22 protein-coding genes are annotated in these 19,259 nt (G+C 65.1%); 10 read left to right on the forward strand and 12 right to left on the reverse strand.

Translation table 11 applies throughout. The annotated features are described in order from the left end of the window. The first annotated feature begins 440 nt into the window (after window positions 1-440). The 5 genes from NFL01S_RS05745 to NFL01S_RS05765 are packed head-to-tail and all read left to right on the forward strand — an operon-like array spanning window position 441 to window position 4,695. Window positions 441-1,463: a DUF4129 domain-containing protein gene (locus NFL01S_RS05745; RefSeq protein ID WP_063915862.1), complete on the forward strand. Its 1,023-nt coding sequence runs from the start codon at window positions 441-443 to the stop codon at window positions 1,461-1,463. Beyond that, entirely contained in the window at window positions 1,460-1,954 is a 495-nt protein-coding gene (locus NFL01S_RS05750; RefSeq protein ID WP_062972117.1) for a hypothetical protein, read from the forward strand. The genes NFL01S_RS05745 and NFL01S_RS05750 overlap by 4 nt, the downstream gene beginning before the upstream one ends. Before the next feature lie 28 nt (window positions 1,955-1,982). After that, window positions 1,983-2,945 (forward strand): AAA family ATPase, encoded by a 963-nt coding sequence (locus NFL01S_RS05755; protein ID WP_062972119.1) that lies wholly within the window; start codon window positions 1,983-1,985, stop codon window positions 2,943-2,945. Further along, window positions 2,942-4,216: a DUF58 domain-containing protein gene (locus tag NFL01S_RS05760; protein WP_062972122.1), complete on the forward strand. Its 1,275-nt coding sequence runs from the start codon at window positions 2,942-2,944 to the stop codon at window positions 4,214-4,216. Before NFL01S_RS05755 ends, NFL01S_RS05760 begins: the two co-directional genes overlap by 4 nt. Then, window positions 4,213-4,695, forward strand: coding sequence for a hypothetical protein (locus tag NFL01S_RS05765; protein WP_063915863.1), 483 nt, complete (start codon window positions 4,213-4,215; stop codon window positions 4,693-4,695). Before NFL01S_RS05760 ends, NFL01S_RS05765 begins: the two co-directional genes overlap by 4 nt. Here NFL01S_RS05765 and NFL01S_RS05770 read toward each other — a convergent pair. Both NFL01S_RS05770 and NFL01S_RS05775 read right to left on the reverse strand, forming a co-directional pair. Next, window positions 4,652-5,788 carry an alkane 1-monooxygenase gene (locus NFL01S_RS05770; RefSeq protein WP_063915875.1) on the reverse strand — a complete coding sequence of 379 codons (1,137 nt, stop codon included), beginning with the start codon at window positions 5,786-5,788 and terminating at the stop codon, window positions 4,652-4,654. The two genes, NFL01S_RS05765 and NFL01S_RS05770, sit on opposite strands and share 44 nt — an antisense overlap. Window positions 5,789-5,969: 181 nt before the next feature. Next, on the reverse strand, window positions 5,970-7,055 hold the full coding sequence (locus NFL01S_RS05775) for a lipase family protein (protein WP_062972125.1): 1,086 nt from the start codon (window positions 7,053-7,055) through the stop codon (window positions 5,970-5,972). Between the two features lie 550 nt (window positions 7,056-7,605). On the opposite strand from NFL01S_RS05775, the gene NFL01S_RS05780 reads away from it, so the two are divergent. Next, window positions 7,606-8,352, forward strand: coding sequence for a lipase family alpha/beta hydrolase (locus NFL01S_RS05780; protein ID WP_062972128.1), 747 nt, complete (start codon window positions 7,606-7,608; stop codon window positions 8,350-8,352). Between the two features lie 175 nt (window positions 8,353-8,527). Here the strand turns inward: NFL01S_RS05780 and NFL01S_RS05785 are convergent, their stop codons facing one another. After that, window positions 8,528-9,106: a putative glycolipid-binding domain-containing protein gene (locus tag NFL01S_RS05785; RefSeq protein ID WP_062972131.1), complete on the reverse strand. Its 579-nt coding sequence runs from the start codon at window positions 9,104-9,106 to the stop codon at window positions 8,528-8,530. 89 nt (window positions 9,107-9,195) lie between these two features. Here NFL01S_RS05785 and NFL01S_RS05790 point away from each other — a divergent pair, with 89 nt between their 5' ends. Both NFL01S_RS05790 and NFL01S_RS05795 read left to right on the forward strand, forming a co-directional pair. After that, window positions 9,196-9,405, forward strand: coding sequence for a type II toxin-antitoxin system VapB family antitoxin (locus tag NFL01S_RS05790; protein ID WP_062972134.1), 210 nt, complete (start codon window positions 9,196-9,198; stop codon window positions 9,403-9,405). Then, entirely contained in the window at window positions 9,402-9,821 is a 420-nt protein-coding gene (locus NFL01S_RS05795) for a PIN domain nuclease (protein WP_062972137.1), read from the forward strand. The genes NFL01S_RS05790 and NFL01S_RS05795 overlap by 4 nt, the downstream gene beginning before the upstream one ends. Before the next feature lie 95 nt (window positions 9,822-9,916). Here NFL01S_RS05795 and chsH3 read toward each other — a convergent pair whose 3' ends face one another. Both chsH3 and kstD read right to left on the reverse strand, forming a co-directional pair. Continuing rightward, window positions 9,917-10,780, reverse strand: a complete 864-nt coding sequence (chsH3, locus tag NFL01S_RS05800) for an enoyl-CoA hydratase ChsH3 (RefSeq protein WP_062972139.1) — start codon at window positions 10,778-10,780, stop codon at window positions 9,917-9,919. Window positions 10,781-10,794: 14 nt separating this feature from the next. After that, on the reverse strand, window positions 10,795-12,504 hold the full coding sequence (gene kstD, locus NFL01S_RS05805; RefSeq protein ID WP_062972141.1) for a 3-oxosteroid 1-dehydrogenase: 1,710 nt from the start codon (window positions 12,502-12,504) through the stop codon (window positions 10,795-10,797). Window positions 12,505-12,608: 104 nt separating this feature from the next. Here kstD and NFL01S_RS05810 point away from each other — a divergent pair, with 104 nt between their 5' ends. Then, window positions 12,609-14,261, forward strand: a complete 1,653-nt coding sequence (locus NFL01S_RS05810; RefSeq protein WP_062972143.1) for an FAD-binding protein — start codon at window positions 12,609-12,611, stop codon at window positions 14,259-14,261. Between the two features lie 137 nt (window positions 14,262-14,398). Here NFL01S_RS05810 and NFL01S_RS05815 read toward each other — a convergent pair whose 3' ends face one another. Continuing rightward, entirely contained in the window at window positions 14,399-14,614 is a 216-nt protein-coding gene (locus tag NFL01S_RS05815; RefSeq protein WP_062972145.1) for a DUF4351 domain-containing protein, read from the reverse strand. A gap of 32 nt (window positions 14,615-14,646) precedes the next feature. Then, window positions 14,647-15,627 carry an Rpn family recombination-promoting nuclease/putative transposase gene (locus NFL01S_RS05820; RefSeq protein ID WP_062972147.1) on the reverse strand — a complete coding sequence of 327 codons (981 nt, stop codon included), beginning with the start codon at window positions 15,625-15,627 and terminating at the stop codon, window positions 14,647-14,649. 293 nt (window positions 15,628-15,920) lie between these two features. Between NFL01S_RS05820 and NFL01S_RS05825 the strand changes: the two genes are divergently transcribed. Continuing rightward, complete coding sequence (locus tag NFL01S_RS05825; RefSeq protein WP_062972150.1) at window positions 15,921-16,328, forward strand: hypothetical protein; 408 nt, start codon at window positions 15,921-15,923, stop codon at window positions 16,326-16,328. A gap of 57 nt (window positions 16,329-16,385) precedes the next feature. Here NFL01S_RS05825 and NFL01S_RS37550 read toward each other — a convergent pair whose 3' ends face one another. Genes NFL01S_RS37550 through NFL01S_RS05840 form a run of 5 tightly spaced genes read right to left on the reverse strand, consistent with a single transcriptional unit; the run spans window position 16,386 to window position 19,086 of the window. Continuing rightward, complete coding sequence (locus tag NFL01S_RS37550; RefSeq protein WP_371851775.1) at window positions 16,386-16,694, reverse strand: DUF6188 family protein; 309 nt, start codon at window positions 16,692-16,694, stop codon at window positions 16,386-16,388. Beyond that, window positions 16,681-17,094, reverse strand: coding sequence for a hypothetical protein (locus NFL01S_RS35200; RefSeq protein ID WP_157116256.1), 414 nt, complete (start codon window positions 17,092-17,094; stop codon window positions 16,681-16,683). The genes NFL01S_RS37550 and NFL01S_RS35200 overlap by 14 nt, the downstream gene beginning before the upstream one ends. After that, on the reverse strand, window positions 17,091-18,422 hold the full coding sequence (locus NFL01S_RS05830) for a polymorphic toxin type 24 domain-containing protein (RefSeq protein WP_062972153.1): 1,332 nt from the start codon (window positions 18,420-18,422) through the stop codon (window positions 17,091-17,093). Before NFL01S_RS05830 ends, NFL01S_RS35200 begins: the two co-directional genes overlap by 4 nt. Before the next feature lie 6 nt (window positions 18,423-18,428). After that, window positions 18,429-18,734, reverse strand: coding sequence for a WXG100 family type VII secretion target (locus NFL01S_RS05835; RefSeq protein WP_062972156.1), 306 nt, complete (start codon window positions 18,732-18,734; stop codon window positions 18,429-18,431). 19 nt (window positions 18,735-18,753) lie between these two features. Continuing rightward, window positions 18,754-19,086: a WXG100 family type VII secretion target gene (locus NFL01S_RS05840; protein WP_062972159.1), complete on the reverse strand. Its 333-nt coding sequence runs from the start codon at window positions 19,084-19,086 to the stop codon at window positions 18,754-18,756. Window positions 19,087-19,259: the final 173 nt, after the last annotated feature.

Below are 19,259 nucleotides of genomic sequence, written 5' to 3' on the forward strand. Positions count from 1 at the left end.
CGGGGCAATCGCCGGCCATGTGGCCCGTGGCCGATATAGATCGTTCCAGGAGAACCGCACCCGGCCGGCCTGAATATTTGCTCGACCGGTGACCGGTGGCCACGCGCGCGTCGAGGCCTCGCCAGGCCGAGTTCTCGTCAATCCTGATGGACGTGCGACGCCGGTCGGCGCGCACGGCCTCTCGATTGCGTATCGATCGAGTTGAGGGTCGTGGCTCCCCGTTTCGCGGGCCCGTTTCCGGTGCACCCGCCGACTTGTGAGTTTTCACAGTCGGGAACAAGATATAACTGGCGATTGCTCAATGGGCAGTAGGTTTGCCGGCAAGGGGCTGGTAATGATGAAAAACTCACCATTTCATATTCTCGAATCACTCCCGGACCGGCCGTCCGGCATGTAAATATGTGGCAGTTCTTGGCAGTACACATGGTGGAGTCGAAGTTTTGGCCGGGTCGCGGGCGCTGATCGCGCGCATTGTGGCGGTGTTCGCGCTGCTGTTCTGCGCTGTCGTCGCGCTGCGCGGACATATTCCGGGGATGCCGGAAAATACGGCGGAAAACGCCGGTGGCGCCTCCGCGGTGCTGTCGGTCGTCCTCATGCCCGTGCTGCTCACGGTCTCGATCGTGGTGCTGCTGGCCGGGGTCATCGCCAGCCAGCACCGGTTGCCGCTGGCCATGCCCGACCTGGACGCCGACGAATCCGAACAGAACTGGCGGCTGGGGCGCTTCGGGCTGATTGTGCTGTTCGTGCTGGCCGTCGCCGGCGTGCTGGCGGCGACGGTTTTCGCCGTCTATTTCCTCGGGTTCCAGCGCCCCGGCGAGCAGATTCCGGCGGCACCGGAGCAGCGTTCCGAACAGCCCGCCTCGCCCGCTGTACCGCCCGGTATGGAGGAAGACGAGCCGGTGCTAACCGGTACCGGGCTCATCCTGGCCACCGCCGCCGCCGGGACCTTGGTGGCCGTGGCGGTAACAGGTCTGGTGGTCGTCACCGTGAACACCCAGCGCCGGGAGCGTAAACCCGGATCCGAAGAGACCACGGGCGTCACCGACGAGCAGTTGCGTGCCGAGACCCTGTCCCTGGTGAAGGCCGCCGAGATGGGGCTGGCCGCGATGAACGTCCCCGGCCAGGACCCGCGCACCGCGATCATCGCCTGCTATCTGGCGATGGAACGGGGACTCGCCTACGCCCGCGCCGCCGCGCCGCTGGCCTCCGACACCCCGATGGAAGTGCTGGCCCGGGCCTTCGAGCACGGTGCCCTGCACGATGCCGCCGCCCGCGAGCTGGTCGCGTTGTTCGAGGAGGCGCGGTTCAGCCCGCACGCCATGCTGGAATGGCAGCGGATGCGTGCCGAACAGTTGCTGCGCGTGGTGTTGTCCGATCTCCAAGGAACATCGACAGTCGGCACTGCCGATGATGAACCGCCTGATCAAGCGGTATATCTGCCCGATGGGACGGTGGCCGGATGACCCGTCCCTGGATAGTGGTGACCGCGATCCTCGCCGTCGCCGTTTTCGAAGTCGCGGCCTACCTGCGGGCCCGGGAATTCATGCTGATCGCCGCGGGAGTGCCGGTGGCGATCGCGCTGTGCTGTTTCGTCTGGGTGCTGCTGCGCCCGGAGAAGAAGGAGAAGGAACTCGTCGACGAGATGGAGAACGGGCCCGCCGAAATGCTGCGCCACTGGCATGCCCGCGCCGAAATGCTCGTCGATCGCGCCGACGGAAACCGCGCCGACTGGGATCGGCATCTGCGCCCGCTGCTGGCCAAGGAGTTCCAATTGTCCGCCGGACTGCGGGTCAGCAAGAACCGGCGGGCGCTGGAAAATGCCGGAATCCATCTGTTCGGTGCCGAGCTGTGGCGCTGGGTGGATCCGGCGGATTCGGCGTTGCGTGACCAGAACACGCCCGCGCCGGGTCGTGCGGCTCTGGACGAGATCCTGAGCCGCCTTCAAAGAATGTGAGATGGGTCGACGCATTGCGAGTAAAGACATGACGATGCCCTTGGACGCGACTGTCCAACGCACCGAAGCCGTGCTCCGGGAGGTCTCCCGGGTCGTGGTCGGTAAACGCGATGAGCTACAGCTCATCATGATCGCGATCCTGTCCGGCGGGCACGTGCTGATCGAGGACCTGCCCGGTCTGGGCAAAACATTGATCGCCCGCTCGTTCGCGGCGGCCCTCGGCCTGGATTTCACCCGGGTGCAGTTCACCCCCGACCTGTTGCCCGCCGATCTGCTCGGCTCCACCATCTACGACATGACCACCGGCCGCTTCACTTTCCGCCGGGGTCCGGTGTTCACCCATATGCTGCTCGCCGACGAGGTGAACCGAACTCCGCCGAAAACCCAGGCGGCGCTGCTGGAGGCGATGGCCGAAGGACAGGTGAGTATCGACGGCGAAACCTTCCCGCTGCCACAGCCGTTCGTCGTTCTCGCCACCGACAACCCCATCGAATACGAGGGCACCTACCCGCTGCCGGAGGCGCAGCTGGACCGTTTCGCTATTCAGCTGCGCATCGGTTATCTCTCCGAACTGGACGAAACCGAAATGATCCGGCGCCGGCTGGAACGCGGTGCGGTGCAACCGCGGGTGCATCAGGTGGTGGACGCGAAGGGGCTGCTGGAAATGCGGCATGCGGTCGAATTCGTTTCCGTGCACCCGGATGTGGTGGGTTATGTGGTGGCGCTGGCTTCGGCGACTCGCGCGCATGCGCAGGTGGAGGTCGGTGCCAGTCCGCGGTCGGAACTGGATCTGGTGCAGATGGCGCGTGCCCGTGCGCTGCTGAACGGCCGTGACTACGTCATCCCGGAAGATGTGAAAGCCCTCGCCGTACCCGCCATGGCGCATCGCATCACCCTGCGACCGGAAATGTGGGTGCGCCGGATCCGTGGCGAGGATGTGATCGGCGAACTCTTGCGCCGGCTTCCGGTTCCGCGCGCTGCCACGCAATGAGACACCGTGACGCCACCGCCACCGTGGAGGCGAGGTTGCGCTGGCGCCCCGCGCCGCTGACCTATCTGCTCGCCATCGCCTCGGCCGTCGCGCTGTTCGGTGCGGTGGTCTCGGCCAGCTGGCAGCTCGTGGTCTTCGCCGCGCCCATGCTCGGAGTTCTGGCCGGCGCGCCGTGGCAGGTATCGCGCACCCGGATCCAGGTGGACGGCGGCGGCACTCAGCGGTGCTTCGAGGGGGAGCAGGTCACGGTCACCATTGCCGCGTTCGTCGACCAGGGATATGCCCTGTTGCGCTGCACACCGGTGGTCACCGACGGTATGACGGTCACCGTCGACGAATCGTCGGATTCCGGGACGGCGCCTGCCGGGTTGCGGTTGACGGTTTCGGCGCAGCGGTGGGGTCGCTATCCGATCTCGGTGCGGGTGAAGGCTTTGAGCCCCGCCGGGATGGCGCTGGCCACCGTCACCCTGCCCGCCGGGGAGATCTTCGTCTACCCGGTCACCGACCCTCAACGAATGCCGTTGCCGCGTACCGAGCTTCCCGAGCGTCTCGGCGTGCACCTGACCCGCCGGCACGGCCCGGGCGTGGAGTACGCCGATATCCGCGCCTATGCCCCCGGCGACCAGCTCCGCATCGTGAACTGGCCGGTGAGCGCCCGCCGCGGCCGGTTGTATGTGACCGAACGGCTGACCAACCGCTCCGCCGATGTCGTCGTCCTGGTGGACACCTCCCAGCAGGCACCCGGGCCGGCCACCGACGCCCTCGAACTCTCGGTCCGCGGCGCCGCGCAGGTGGTGCAATCCACGTTGCAGGCCGGCGACCGCACCGCCGTGGTCTGCCTCGGCCGATCACCCCGCTGGCTGCGTCCCGATATCGGGCGCCGCCAGTTCTACCGCATCGTGGACACCGTCCTCGATGTCGGCGACGAGCACATCCCCACCACCGGCACCCTTGCGCCGTGGGCCGCGGTTCCGCTCGGCGCGGTAGTCGTCGCGTTCTCCACACTGCTGGACACCCAGTTCGCGCTCGCTCTCATCGACCTGCGTAAACGAGGTCATGTGGTGGTGGCGGTGGATGTGCTGCGCGGTAGTCCGTTCGCCGGCGACCTCGATCCCACCATGGAAAAGATGTGGCAGCTCGAGCGGATGTCGATGTACCGCGATATGAGCACGGTCGGTGTAGATATCGTCGGCTGGGCCGCCGATACCCGTCTCGATCAGACCATGCGTCTGCTACCCCGGCACCGCCGGATGATGCGGGTACGCCGATGACCAAATTCCTTGCCCATCTCTCCGGAATCCTGCTGGTGCTCCTGGTCGCGTTGATCCAGCCGTGGGCGGCCCCCGCTGCGATCATCCTGGTGATCATCGGCTGGTGGTGGCGCCTCGCCGCTGTCGGCGCCGTTTTGCTGGTGATCGGGGTCCTGGGCCTGTCCGATGCCGGGCTGATCGCGGCGGCCGTCGCGGGCCTGGTCGCCACCACCTACCTGCTGAACATCGCGACCGTTACGGCCCCGCGCGGGGTGGTCCCGACAACACTGCCATCGGTGATCGGCGCCGTCGTATGGACCGCCGCCGCGGCCGCCGCGGCCGCGCTACCCGTCGATCTGGCCTGGTCGCCTGTGGTGGCGCCGGTCCTGGTGATCTTGTTGTCTTCGATCCTCACCTACAGCATCACCGCCACCCGCCGCCGTCCGGCAAAACCGGTTACCGGGACCGGCGCAGGCGAAGACGCGCCGCCACCCGGCTGAGTCCGGCCACCGGCGGCGTGATCCGATCATCTGCGAGGTTTCGGTTGACGAGCGAGATGTCGCCGCCGTAGTGGTCGAGGACCCGGGGATCCATGACCGCTCGCCACAGCGGGGGCACTGCGGCGAGCAGGACCATGGTGGCGTAACCGAACGGCAGCTGTGGTGCTTCCTGTGAGCTGCGTAGTGTCTGGTAGCGACGGCCGGGGTTGGCGTGGTGGTCGCTGTGGCGTTGCAGGTGCAGCAGGAAGATGTTGGTGACCAGGCGGTCGCTGTTCCAGCTGTGCCGCGGTGAGCATCGTTCGTACCGGCCGTCGGGCCGGCGGGCTCGCAGCAATCCGTAGTGCTCGAGATAATTCACGGTTTCGAGCAATCCGATGCCGATCACGGCTTGCATCACCAGAAACGGAATGATGCCGGTCCCGAAAACGAGTGTCATCGCCCCGAACAACACGGCGCTCATCGACCACGCCTGAAGTAGCTGATTATCGCGGCACCACCACCCTTTTCCCTTACGGGACAGACGTTCCCGCTCCAGCTTCAGCGCCGAACGGAAACCGCCACCGGCGCTACGCGGGATGAAAGACCACAACGATTCGCCGAAGCGGGCGCTGGCCGGGTCGCCGGGGGTGGCAACACGGACATGGTGGCCGCGATTGTGCTCCACGAAGAAATGGCCGTACCCGGACTGCGCCAGCGCGATCTGCGCCAGCCGGCGTTCGAGGTGTTCGGCCCGGTGGCCGAGTTCGTGGGCGGCATTGATGCCGATACCGGAAACCAGTCCCATCGTGACGGTAAGCCCCAGTTTGTCGGCGAGTTGTAGCTCGGGACTCGACCACATATATCCCGCGATGGCCAGGCCGGTGAACTGGATCGGCAGGAAGAGAAATGTGCACCAGCGGTAATAGCGATCGTTGGACAGGGCTTCGTAGTCCTCGTCGCGCGGGCTGCTGCCATCGCAGCCCACCGCGACATCCAGGATCGGAATCACCCCGAACACCACGATGGGGCCGATCCACCAGAACAGCGACAGGCCGGTGAGCTCGACCAGTTGCGCCGGCAAAAGTGCGCAACCAGGCGCTACGGTACTCAGAATCCACAGGCGACGTTTGGGATCACGAGCCTCCGGCCGTCCGGGTCTCTCCGGATCACGAGCCTCCGGCCGTCCGGGTCTCTCCGGATCGCGATCCCGCGGCCGGCCGGTTCCGCAGGATCGCGACAGTCTCGCCGCCTGACCGGGACGACGGAGCACCGGAACAGGTCTGGTCTTCACCGGATCACGGCAGTGCCGCGCAGTTCACCGGGGCGGGCACCCCTGCGAGTCGATCGGTCACCCACGGCACCGAAGTGGTCACCGACGGGAAGAACGCCATATCGTGTGTGCTCAGGAACCCGGATATCGGCGGTAGGCCGGCATCCGCTTCCAGCTGAACCGGTGTACCGCCACCGCACCAACTTGCGGCGATACCACGAGAGGCCGGGAACATGTCATCGTTGCGCGCCGAGTAGATACGCACCGGCACCTGCGGAGCCGTCCCGCCGAGCCGCTGCTCGTCGAATGCCTTCTTCAATTCCGGCGAGCCATCGATCACCGCATTGATCGGCTGTCCACTGGTGGTCCAGCGGGACGTGTGCTGCGGTTGCGTGAGGGCGTTCGAGAGGCCACCGCCGCATTTGCCGATCGAATTGTTCAGGATCGCCTTACCGGTGTCGTTCAGGGCGGCGTCGAGTACGGGCCGGGTTTCGGGGTAGTCGGCGGCGATCCCGTTGAGGATCCACGCGATGGCCGGCGCGACGCCGGGCATGCCGTCGCTGCGCGCGATATATTCCGCGGGACCGACCGGGGGGCCACCCACATAGGCGCCACGGATGTTCAACTCGGGGGCATAGGCCGGTTGCAGTTCCGCCGCGGCCGCCGCGGCCATCCCGCCCTGCGAGTAGCCGTAGAGTACGACCGGCGAGCCGGGATGGAAGCCGCTGCCGGGTAGGTGCAACGCGGCGCGGGCGGCATCCAGGACCGCGTAACCCTGGGTCTTGCGATTGAGGAAGTTGTGGATGCCGGGGGCGGCGAGATCGTGGTAGTCGGTCATCATCACCGCCATGCCCTGGGCGAGCAGGTATTGAATCGCCATGACGTCGTATTCGAATACGACATCGGCCGGCGGCTGGAACCGGACCACCTGCGACACCATCGCCGACGGCGCGCATTCGGGGCTCTGCCCCTGAGTACCGCCCGCATATGCCACCAACGGGCGCTCGCCCGGGCCTCGCCACGGCGCGGTCGGCTCCAGATACGTCCCCACCACCGTGGTCGGCGCATCATGGGTATCGCTGCTGGCGTAGGTGAGGCGTGTCGACCTCACGGGTGTCGTGCCCGGTAGTCCAGGGATCGAAAGGGCCACTTGCGATACTTCGCGACGCAGAATCTCGCCCCCGGCTCCTTGCGATAGCGCCGGCTGTGTCCAGGCGGATGGTGCGCCCGCCGCGGCGCCGGCAACCATCAGGGTTCCCGACAGGACTGCGATCCATGCGCGCTTCCCGCTCTTCATAGCGATTCCTCCTGCGTACGGCTCTTCCCGGCAGCTATCGAACCGAAAGGCGCCGTGGACGCGAGCGCAACACCAAGGGCTCCGAGCAGAAAACGCGGCGCTTCGACTCAATAGATATAGATCGACTTGCGAGTATCGCCGTTCGAGCGCCGAACCGGGCATATATGCACGTCGTGTCGCCGAAGAATCCGAGACCGGGCTCCGGCCCGATAACTATTCGGAAACGGTTGGGTCGGCGGCCGTGCCGCCGGTTCGTGATCTGCCGCCGCGCCTCCCACGACTTCCGGGGCGTCGCGTTAGCATCCTTGATCGTCAGCGTCGCAGTTGCGGTTCCGGTAGTTCGTGGGCTCACGGAAGCAGGTCGATGAAAGCCGTTGTTGCACTTATTGTTCGGATTTGCCTGGTGGTCGTATGCCTCGGCCTCGGTGCGAACGCAACCCCGGCCGCATTCGCCCAACCCGGCCCCGCTGCACCGAATCCCGTGCTGGTGATCGGCGGATTCGATGCTGACCGAGGCATCCTGGAGAAGCTGCGCGAAGCGCTGGACGAATGGGGATATCCGGCGTATTCCATGGTTCTTCCCGACGTGCCGTCCCTCTCGGGTGCACCGACAGGTTCGGCGCCCATCGCCGAATCGGCGGCCGCGGTCGCGCGGGCCGTGGACGAGATCCGGCGGGAGACCGGTGCGGCGCGGGTCGACCTCGCCGGGCATTCGATGGGTGGGCTCGCCGCCCGGCACTACGTCAAGTTCCTGCGCGGTGGCGAATCGGTCGGTACCTATGTCGATTTCGGTACGCCGAATTCGGGCCAGTCGCTCGGTTTGCTCTGTTCGCTCTTCTGGCCCGGATGCCTGGATATCGCGCCCGGCTCGCCGTTTCTGCGGGCACTCAACGAACCACCCGCGGTTCCGCCCGGACTCAGCGCCTACCACCTGTTCTCGGAGAACGAAGGCCCGGAACGCGAGCCGCTGCCGGGCGCGATCAACGCGAGTGTTCAGGATTTCTGCCCGGGCCGGCACGTGATTCACCGCAACGAACCACGCGACGGTGCGTTCCAGGAGTTGATCGTCTCGGCACTGCGCGGAGGCCCGCTCGCCACCGGCTGCCCGTAGCAATACCGAGAGGGGAGAAGTCGATTCGGCCATGCCTGCCGGTGTGAAGGGGGCCACCACTCGCCGAGGCGGACGGGGTGCTGTCCGGATTCGGGCCCACTATCGCTGAAGCACAACACATACAGCGTGGCACCGCGTTCGGTGACGGCCGCGGCTTCGTATGTAGACGACCCGATCAGGCCATACGCGAGGCGATCCCGGGGTAGTCCAGTACGAGGCCCGACGCGTCGTAGACGAGGCGACACGAGAAACCGAAGGCAGGCGCCGCGTAGTCGAAGCATCGGCCGGTCCCTCGGTCGGGTGCGCGGAGGTACTCCTGCTCCAGCCGTTCGACTGACAGATCGGTGGCACGTACATAGGCCGCCGGCGCCGCGGCCCGTGCCCCGATCGGCAACAACATCCGGTGGACGGGAAATGCGTTGGTCATCGCGGAGGACTCCAGATCCACGTCGAGGCAGCCATCCAGGTGGGATGCCGGTTCACCGTCGACCTGCCAGTGTCCGGCGCCGTCGGCCTCGAGCAGTACGGTGCGCCTGCCGGCTGCGGACCGGCCGGTCACCCGCGCTTTGCGGGTCCGCCAGGCCGAATCCACCGCGATATCGTAGGCGACGAACCATGTGCGGCCATCCTCGACCGCTGTGGATGCTCCCTCGATCCGGTGACTGCCCTCGACCGGTTCGAAATAGGAGACCTCGAAGCCCGCCCTCGCATGGCGGTGCGACCACGCGGCGGTTGCGGGTAGTGCGGTGAACATTGCGCCATGGTATGGCTTGGTCTGCCGCAGCAATACGGGGGATCTATTGGGTATATTGGAGTTGAATATCCCCGATATATGGAGTGTGGATGTCCAAGCTACTGATCGATGTCGATGACGAAGCGCTTGCCGAAGCCCAGCGGCTTCTGGGTACCGGAACCAAGAAAGATACGGTCAACGCCGCACTGATCGAGGTCGCGAAGCGGATCAAGCGAGTCAAGGCGCTGAACGAACTCGGCGAGATGGCCGAGCGGGGTGACTTCGACATCCTGCTGGACAAGACCGAGTACCGCCGGTGATCAGCTACCTGATCGACACTTCTGCTGCGGTCCGAGTCCTGCGGGACCCGGCACTGCGTAAGACCTGGCACGAATCGCTGACTGCGGGGGTGATCGCATTCTGTGATGTGGTGGAGCTGGAGTTGCTCTACGGGGCGCAGTCGCTCGGCGATCGGTTGCGTAAGAAGGAACTCATCGGTGAACTGTTCGGTTGGGTGATTACGCCGGACAACCTCTGGGTTCGCGCGCACCAGGTACAGCAACTGCTGACCGAGCGCGGTGGGCACCGCAGCGCGGGCGTCGCAGACCTGGCGATCGCGGCGACTGCAGAATCGAACAATTTGGCACTCCTGCATTACGACCGTGACTTCGAAACCGTGGCAGAAGTGACCGGCCAACCGACGCAATGGATAGCGCCGCCCGGGACGATCAGCTGATATCCGGTGCTCGGAAACATCCGAACGGTCGAGCGGGAAGACATGTGGCCGGCGATCTTCGGTGATTTCGCCGGCCACACGAGTGGAGAGAGGGCCTACTGAGCGTAGGTGAGGACCACGTCTCCCAGCACCGGTGCGTCTTCGCGGTCGATGGCGGTGGCGCTGATGGTCAACTTGCCCGGCTCCTGCCAGATGCGTGACCGCAGCGTCTCACCGGGGAACAGGACCCCGGCGAACCGCGCCTTGAATCCGGTGACCCGTGTCGCCGCGGATTCCAGCACCGTATCGGTGGCGGTTTTGCAGATGATCCCGTACGTGCAGAGACCGTGCAGAATCGGTGCCGGGAAGCCGGCGCCTTTGGCGAATTCGGGGTCGGAGTGCAGCGGGTTGCGGTCGCCGCAGAGGCGGTAGAGCAGGGCCTGCTGCGGCAGGGTCGCGGTGGTGACGTCGAAATCCGGGGCCCGGTCGGGGAGTTCGGCCTTGTTGCTGGGGCCGCGCTCGCCGCCGAAACCGCCTTCGCCGCGGGCGAAGATGGAGGACCGTTCGGTCCACAGGGCTTCGCCGTCGGAGCCGGTGACGGTGAATTCCTGCACGATCACCGCGTTGGATCCTTTATCCCAGATCTCGCTGATCCGGCCGGTGCGGGTCGCTTTACCCGAGGCGGGCAACGGCCGGTGCACCTGGATTTCCTGCGCGCCGTGCACCACCTTGGCGAGGTCGATATCGACGCCCGGGAATTTCACCTTCGGTGGGTCGGTATCGCGCAGGGTGTGCGCGACGGTGGCGAAGGTGGGCAGGACCTGCGGCTCCCGATCGTCGAGGTAGCGCAGTTCGGCGGGATCGGTCCAGCGGTGACCGGCGCCGATACCCAGGTGGTAGAGGGCGATATCGGAGGCGGTCCAGGAGAATTCCTTGCTCGGCAGTTCCGCGCCGAGCGCTACCTGTGGATCGATGGGCATAACTTCTCCTCGGCTCAGGCCTCGGCCGGTGACACGGCGGACCCGGCCTTCTTACGGTCGATGATGTCGTGGACGGCGAGGTAGCCGAAGGCGATGGCCGGGCCGATCGTCGCGCCGGGGCCGGCGTAGGTGTGGCCCATCACCGGGGTCGACACATTGCCGGAGGCGTAGAGGCCGTCGATCGGGGTGCCGTCCTCGCGGAGTACGCGGGCCGCGGTATCGGCGACCAGACCACCCTTGGTGCCGAGATCGCCGGGCACCATCTTGGCCGCGTAGAACGGCCCCTGCACCAGGGCAGCGAGGCACGGGTTCGGTTTGACGGTCGGGTCGCCGTAGTACCGGTCGTACTGGCTGTCGCCGCGGTGGTAGTCCTCGTCATTGCCGGATTCGGCGAACTTGTTGAACCGTTCGACGGTGGCGGCGAGTTTATCGGCGGGAACCCCGATCTTCTCGGCCAGTTCCTGCAGGGTCGCGGCCTTGACGATCAGGTCGTTCTCCATCCAGCGCGACGGGAACTTCAGGCCCGGCTGGAGGCTGGCGAACATGTACCGGTTGCGGTAGCGCTGATCGAACACCAGCCAGGTGGGGATGTTCTCGCCCGGCCCCTCGCCCTGCCCGTATTCACCGCCGTACATGGTGTGTACGGCCTCCACGTAGGGCGCGGATTCGTTGCCGAACCGCTCACCCTTCGGGTTGATCATGATCGAACCGGGCAGGTTGCGTTCGGACAGCGCGAACCACGGCTTACCACCCTTGAAGATGGTCGGACCCCACCAGGCGTCCTCCATGAAGCCGATCGCGGCACCCGCGTCCATACCGGCGAGGATGCCATCTCCGGTGTTGGTGGCGGCGCCGGTCGTCCACTCAGTGGTAATCGGCTCCCGCTGGTACTTGGCGCGCATCTCGGCGTTGTGCTCGAATCCGCCGCTGCCCAGGACCACACCGTAGCGGGCGGTGAAGCGGACGGTTTCGCCTTTGTGGGTGGCCTCGACGCCGGTGACCTTGCCGTCCTCGATCACCAGTTTGTTCATCGGGGTATCGAGCAGCAGGGGCACGTTCGCGTCCATCAGGCCCTTGCGCATACCGGCGATGATCGCCTGACCCATGACCATCAGGTGCTTACGGGTGAACTTGGCCCAATAGGTGCGCACACCGACCCGCAGTGCCCGCAGCATGCCCTTGGGGTGGCGGCGGATCAGGTTCAGCCGGACGAAATCGGCCTGGGTGACGGCGACGTTCAGCGGAGCTTTGGAGTAGGGCGGATGGATGTTGAAGCGTTCGTCGCCGAGGATCATGGCGTTGAACGGTTTGGGCTCACAGGATCGGCCACCGGCCCGGCCACCGGGCGCTTCGGGGTAGTAGTCGGAGTAGCCCTTGACCCATTCCATCTCCAGCGGGCTGTTGGCCAGCACGAAATCGAGGGCTTCCGCGCCGCGGTCGATATAGGTGTCGATACGTTCGGCGGGCACCACGTCGCCGATGATGCTGTGCAGGTAGCGCCGCGCTTCTTCGCGGTCGTCGGGGCCGCCCGTATCGCGCAGGGCCTTGTTGCCGGGGATCCACACCCCGCCACCCGAGCGCGCGGTGGACCCACCGTAGTAGGGCGCCTTTTCCAGGAGCACCACACTCAGCCCGTTGTGCGCGGCGGTGAGGGCGGCGGTCATTCCGGCGGCGCCGCTGCCGACCACCACCACATCGTATTCCCGATCGTTCATGTAGAACACGTTATAGAATGATGGCGCTGTTGGTCTATGTTGTGTGGCAGAAGACTTATTCTGCCGAGTGAACGGCAGCGAAACTCGTTTCAATTTTCGGTGGAGTTGGCTGGATGACGCAGGAATGGGACCTGACCGCGGACGTCGTGGTCGTCGGATACGGAGCGGCCGGAGCGGCGACAGCGCTGCAAGCGACCGAGGACGGAGCCCAGGTACTCGTCCTGGACCGGTTCACCGGCGGGGGAGCGACCGCACTGTCCGGCGGGATCATCTATGCCGGCGGCGGCACCTGGGTGCAGCGCGCGGGCAAGGTCGAGGACACCCCCGAGGCGATGCTGGCCTATCTGGAGCGTGAGGTCGGCGACGCCGTATCGCCCGCGACCCTGCGCCGCTTCGTCGACGGCAGCCCGGCGATGATCGACTGGCTGACCGGGCACGGTGTGCCGTTCGAGGCATCGCTGTGCCCGTACAAGACCTCGTATCCGAACAACGACTACTACCTCTATTACTCCGGCAGCGAGATCTCCGGTGCCTTCAACGACATCACTCCGGCCCAGCGCGGGCACCGGGTGAAGGGGTGGGGTACCTCGGGGAAGAAGCTGTTCGCGCCGCTCGCTCGCTCTGCGGAACGCAAGGGAGTCCGGGTCGAAGCCCTTACCACGGCCACCGACCTGCTCACCGACGACACCGGCGCCGTGGTCGGGGTGCAATGTCGTACTCTGCGCGACGCGCCCGCCGGGGTCCGCACTCGCTACATCCGGATGGCCGCGATCGCCGCCAAACCCGGTATCTACTATCCGCCCCTGCGCCGCGCGCTGGAAAAACAGCTCGCCCGCCTCGACCGCCGGTATGGCACCACCATCCGGGTGCTGGCCCGCCGCGGTGTGGTGCTTACCGCGGGCGGATTCATCGCCAACCGGGAGATGCTGCACGCTTACGCCCCCGCCTACAAGAACGGGCTGGCGCTGGGCAGCTCCGGCGACGACGGCAGCGGTATCGAACTCGGCCGCAGTGCCGGCGCCGCCACCGACCGGATGAGCAACGTCTCGGCCTGGCGGTTCCTGCTACCACCGAGCTCGTTCACCGGCGCGCTGCTGGTCGACGGGAAGGGGCAGCGGGTCATCGACGAAACCCGCTACGGCGCCGCGGTCGGTGACGCTCTGATCACCCGGCACGACGGTATCGGCTTCCTGCTCGCCGACGAAGAACTCATGCGCAAGGCGATCTCGCAGATCGGCCCGCAGGCCGCCTGGTTCCAGCGGATGCAGTTCGAGGTCATGCGCCGCAAGGCAAAACGGGGTAAGACCCTCGACGCCGTCGCCGCCGCCGCGGGTATCGACGCGGCCGGGTTGCGGGAAACGGTCGCCGCGCACAACACCGCCTACGCAACCGGCGCCCCCGACCCGGTCGGCAAACCCGCCGACTACGTCCGCCCGGTCGGCGCGGGTCCGTACTGGCTACTGGATGTTTCGATCAAACCGAGCCTGACGAACCCCTGCCCGATGTTCACGGTCGGCGGGCTGCTCGTCGACGAGGAAACAGGCGCAGTCAAAAGCGCGGACGGCGGTGATATCCCCGGCCTGTACGCGGCCGGCCGGACTGCCGCCGGGATCTGCGTGAACTCCTACGTCAGCGGGCTGTCCCTCTCCGACTGCATCTTCTCCGGCCGGCGCGCGGGCCGCAGCGCGGCGGGGGAGCAGTCAGTCGCGATGGACGGCGCCGCCTCGCCGGGTTCGCCGGCTACCGCCCGTCCGCGGACTGACTAGATCGGGTATTGGTTGCCGTCCAACAGGGACTCATAAGTCGACATTGCGGATCGAATCTCGCTGGCGTACCGGTTCGAAGTCGATATCTTCGACCATGGTGAACACGTCGGCCGTCGAACAATGCATCCAGGTCTGGCTCACCCGGGGGTGAAGATCTCGTCCAGGCTGGTGGCGGTGAGTACGCGGGGTGTCCATGTTTCCAATTCGTCGGTGTCGGCGGAGCGGATGCGGTGGACCGTCTCGGTGGGCAGCGTCCCGAATTTGGCGGCGAGCAGTTTGAGGAGCACCCGTGCCTCCCCCTCGGCGCGGCCTTGGACGCGGCCTTCAGCGCGGAGTCGTTCTGCGGTGGTCACAGCTACCTCCTCGGCTCGCGGACCGAACTGATTCAGACCGGTGTGAAGATCTCGTCCACGGTGGTGGCGGTGAGTACGCGCGGCATCCATGCTTCCAGTTCGTCGGTGCGGGCGCTGCGCACCCGGTCGACCACCGCGGTAGGCAGCGACTCGAATTTGGCCGCCAACAACGTCAGCAGCGCCCGAGCTTCCCCTTCGACGCGGCCTTCTGCGCGGCCTTGGACGCGGCCTTCTGCGCGGAGTCGTTCTGCGGTGGTCACAGCTACCTCCTTGGCTCGCGGACCGAGCTGATTCAACAGGGCTTGCAGATCCTCGAGACCGGTATCGCCCTCCAGGAAAATGTACTCGAATACCCGCCACAGGTCATCCGTGGTCAAGTCGTTCAGATCTGCGATAAAGCGTTGCAGAACGTGGCCGAGGTTCGTGTTCTTGGCGGTGATCTTGTGCAGGATCAGCACCAGCCGCGCCGGCGGGGTCAGATCACGTGCTTGGATCGCGTCGATATCGACCTGGGACAGGTCATCGAGCAGGATCTTCAAGCTCGGCAGGTACTCGGCGAGTTCAGCCCGACCCGCGTCGTCGAGATCGATCAGCTCGCCCAGTTCGGTCGGATAATTCCATCGCTCACCTCTGGGCCCGGAATGCACGACCAGCGGGATGACAGCGGGTATCGCCTTGCTGTTCGGGTGCGCGTCGAGGTGCTGGGTCCAGGTCATGAGTATGTAGCGCAGCATCCGCATCGGCATGAAACGGTCCGGGCACGACTGGTGCTCGACGAGGACATAAACGTAGGCGTCATGACCGGACAGGCGGGTTCGGAACAGCAGATCACTGTAGAACGCACGCAGGTTCTGCTCGACGAAACCGGCCGGTTGCAACTCCAAACAGTCGAAGTCCAGCCGGGCAGCGAGTGTACCGGGCAGGTTGGCACGCAGTATTCCGGCGATCTCGGCTTTGCGGGAGCAGATCGCTTTGAACAGTCCATCGTGTGGAGTCGACGATTGCACGGCCATAGCCGGCGAAAGTAGCGGCATGGGTCGACTGACTCGGCATCGTTTCCGGCGCGGCGGCACCCGCCACGCCGACCGTGCCCCATATACGCCAGGTCCAGTGCAGTACAGCACCTGCTGTCCGGACGCGTCCGGCATCGCAGCGCGGTGGCCGTCGATCTGGTGATCGCCGCGACCGCGGAAGCGAACAATAGGAGGTGTCACCTGTTGAGCTGTGCCGCCGCACTTCGGCGCCGACGTGGCGATATCCCATTCGTGCCGCCGAATGTCATTGTCCTCCGATATCTTCGATTGGTATGAACGACAATCCCGCGGACCAGCGTCTCGCCGCGGAACAACGTGCCAGAGCGGCGATCGATTCTCAGCTCGCCGCCGCGGGATGGAGCGTCCAGGACAAGCGCGAACTCAACCTTTTCGCAGCGCTCGGGGTTGTGGTGCGCGAGGTTGTGATGGCGCGAGGTCACGGCCGCGCCGACTATCTGCTCTACGTCGACAAGAAAGCGGTCGGTGTGATCGAGGCCAAACCGATGGGCACGCCGCTGTCGGGTGTGGAGTGGCAGTCGTCGAAGTACGCCGAAGGGTTGCCCGCCGAGGTTCGGTTGAGAGCGACAACTTGGCCGATCAGACCCTCGCGGAGTTCCAGAACTATCGCACCCCGGACGACGGCCGGCGATTCACCGAGATCTACAACGTGGACAAGCTGACCGGGGCCGGACTGCTGGATTCGTCGAATGTCGTGACTTCCACGATTCAGCGGGTGTTCAAATCCCCAATTCTCCACCGGGCATGCACACGACTCGGAATCTCTTCGCGCCGAACAAATTCCAGGCTTCGTGGTCTGGATCGGGGATAGCTTCGACGGACAAGCCCGATTCGAAATGAACTCGGAGCATGCAGGTGTGGGTTGCCTGTGCCGCATGAACCTTTAGGGAGCCAGTTGAGTCAACTCCATTGAGCTGCCCGATGCCGTAATCATCATTCTCACCATTCTTTCGGAACCGTACGAAATCAAGCAGGGTGTGTCTGTGTGCTTGGCGGTACCCTTTGTGTTCGGGGCTAGCCTTGGCCACGTAATGTCTTCAATTGACGAAAACCGATGATCCCATTTTCTGAAAGCTGACTACTTATTGGTTCTACCGTCGCTAGTATCTCCACCTCGCCGCTCGCATCCAATTCGTAGAGTCGGTTCGCCATATAGTCTGCATCGGGATCCTCTCGTCGTCTTCCGATCTCATCCAGTACGAGAAAGAGTCCGCCGATACCGCCTTGTCGGGCTAGTACATCGGCTGCATCAACCTGCATTGTGACGACCTCATCGTCCAACATCTCGTGTAGACGAGCGACGGCTCTTTCATCCTGGATGTACTCGGCTAGTTCGGTAATCGCACGATTTCGGGTCATCCCGTCAGTGCTCCTGGAACGGAGCAGAGCGGCCTCCAGGTCAGACGCATTTTTGTCCGAATCGGTCACGGGATCTCCTGAGGTAGCGCAGGGCGTACTGTGTCGCTTAGCGTTCTTGCAAATATCTCGCCAGTCTTGGGGTTCACATTTTTCTGCACCTCCACGACGTGCGGTACCGGAATGTATTGGCCGGTCTGCTTATCCAAATGTGGCTTACCGGTAAGGTCGACGCGACTGGTCGCGACTCCATCTTCGTCATAGTAGGAGTAGTTCGTAATGTTCCCGTTTGCATCCCTTTTTACGATGTATCCGTTTGGTGGTCCGTTGACTACCGGAAGGTTTCCATTCTTCCAGACCTGTGCTGTTGCCAGCTTTTGGGCGAGTCCAGGTTCGGATGCGCTGGCTTCGACGGTATCTTCGGCGGTTTCGATGGCGTCGTGGATGCGTTCGAGTTTGGTGCGGGTGTCGGTGGTGTTGCGGGAGAGGGCAACGGCTTTGCGGAGGCCGGCGACGGTGACGATGTGGCGGAGTTTGGCGATGGTGTCGTTGACGAGGTCGACGGCTTTACCAGCGCGGACGGCGGTGACGGCGGCGCCGCCGACGCCGAAGCTGAGGAACGATGCGGCGACGGCGAAGGCGGCGGTGACCAGGGCGTAGTCGCGGAGTTCTTCGGCGAACCAGCCGAGGACGTCTTGGAGGTCGACCCTCATCTTGTCGTGCGCGCCTTCTTGGTGTGCACACTCGTTGGCGAGGTCGGTGAAGATCGCGATGAGGTCTTCGGCGGCGGTTTTCATGGACCGTAGGTCGTCGTCGATCGTGTCGACGTCGGGAGCGGTAACGGTCTGGAACAGTGCCGCGGCGCGTTCGAGTTCGGCCGGGAAGTTGGTGATCTCGGGGGCGTGGGCGAGGGCTTTCCAGACGGTGGCGGCGGTGTGGAGTTTGTCGGTGTTGCCGTCCGGGACTGGGAGGTCGATTCCGATTTTCCTGGCGAGGTCGAGGCCGTCGTCGACCAGGCCGCTGCCGGGTCCGCCGGCGGAGGGGGGTGGGACCGGGCAGGATGAGAACGCCAATGGTGGGTTGGGTGGTTTGGCTGGGGGCGGGGTGCCGGTGGTGGGGTCGTGGTCGCCGAGGGCGTAGATGTGGCCGATCTGGTTGAGGGCTGTGGTGTAGCGGTCGGCGAGCATGGTCAGTGCAGTGACCAGGTTGTTTGTGTCGCGGGCCTGCTGGTCGTAGGAGATGGCCCAGTCCTTGCCGGGGCCGGCGCTGCCGGCCATCTCGTTCGTGGATTCCAGACCCTTCAACTGCTGGGCGTAGGTGGTGAAGAACGCGGACGCGGCCTGATTGACGATTTTGGCGGCCTCGTAGTAGGTCGCCGGATCGACGTTGATGAAGTTCATCGACCGTCAGCGGTTCCCGAGGATGCGCGTGACGGTGTCGATGGCGGTCGTGTAGCGGGTGTGGGCATCGACTGCGGCCTGTCGCATGGCGTCGACACCTTCGCGGACGTCGGTGGCGCCGGTGGACCACTGTCGGTAGGCGTCGGCTTGGGCGCGGGCGGCGTCGCCGGTCCAGGTGTGCTGGAGGGCGTCCATGCGTTGCTGGAGGCTGGTGAGGCTGTCGTTGAGGAACCCAACGAAGTTTCCGGCGCGGGCGGTGAGATTGTCGAGTTGGTCGAGATCGACCTGGAAGGCCTGTGAATCTTCGGGCATGACGGGTTCCCCAGGGTGGCTATAGGTTCAGCGACGGGTAGCTGCCGGCGTTGCTGTCGTCTTGTTCGACGAACGTCGCTGTAGTTACTCCCAGTAGCTCAGCGATGGTCGACAGGGCTTCCAGGACCTCGACCGCGCCCTGTTTGGTTTTGTCCCAGCCCGCGCGGTAAGCGTTGGCGGAGTGGCCTTTCCAGACTCCGAGTACAGCGTCGATGTCGGTGTCCAGCGAATGCAATGCGTTCACGAGTTGGTCTGCAGTGAGCTGAACGAACTTGCCCGCATCCAGAACATGATCCGGAACGACTTGCAGTGCTGCCGAATCTGGATCGGCCACGATATCCCCCGAACTCATCCGACAATGGCCCGGTCAACACTACCGGCACGCCGGTCGGTGTCAATCGAACCGATACGGCGTACCCCAGCCGGTGCTGGTCAGGGTTCGTGGTATTCGCGGTGGTCCTAATCGAGGGGGCCTAAGGTGCGTGTCGAGTTCGGGGTTTGTGGCGGGCGGGGCGGTGTCGTCCC

The sequence above is a fragment of the Nocardia flavorosea NBRC 108225 genome, from assembly GCF_001613385.1.
GTDB lineage: Bacteria > Actinomycetota > Actinomycetes > Mycobacteriales > Mycobacteriaceae > Nocardia > Nocardia flavorosea.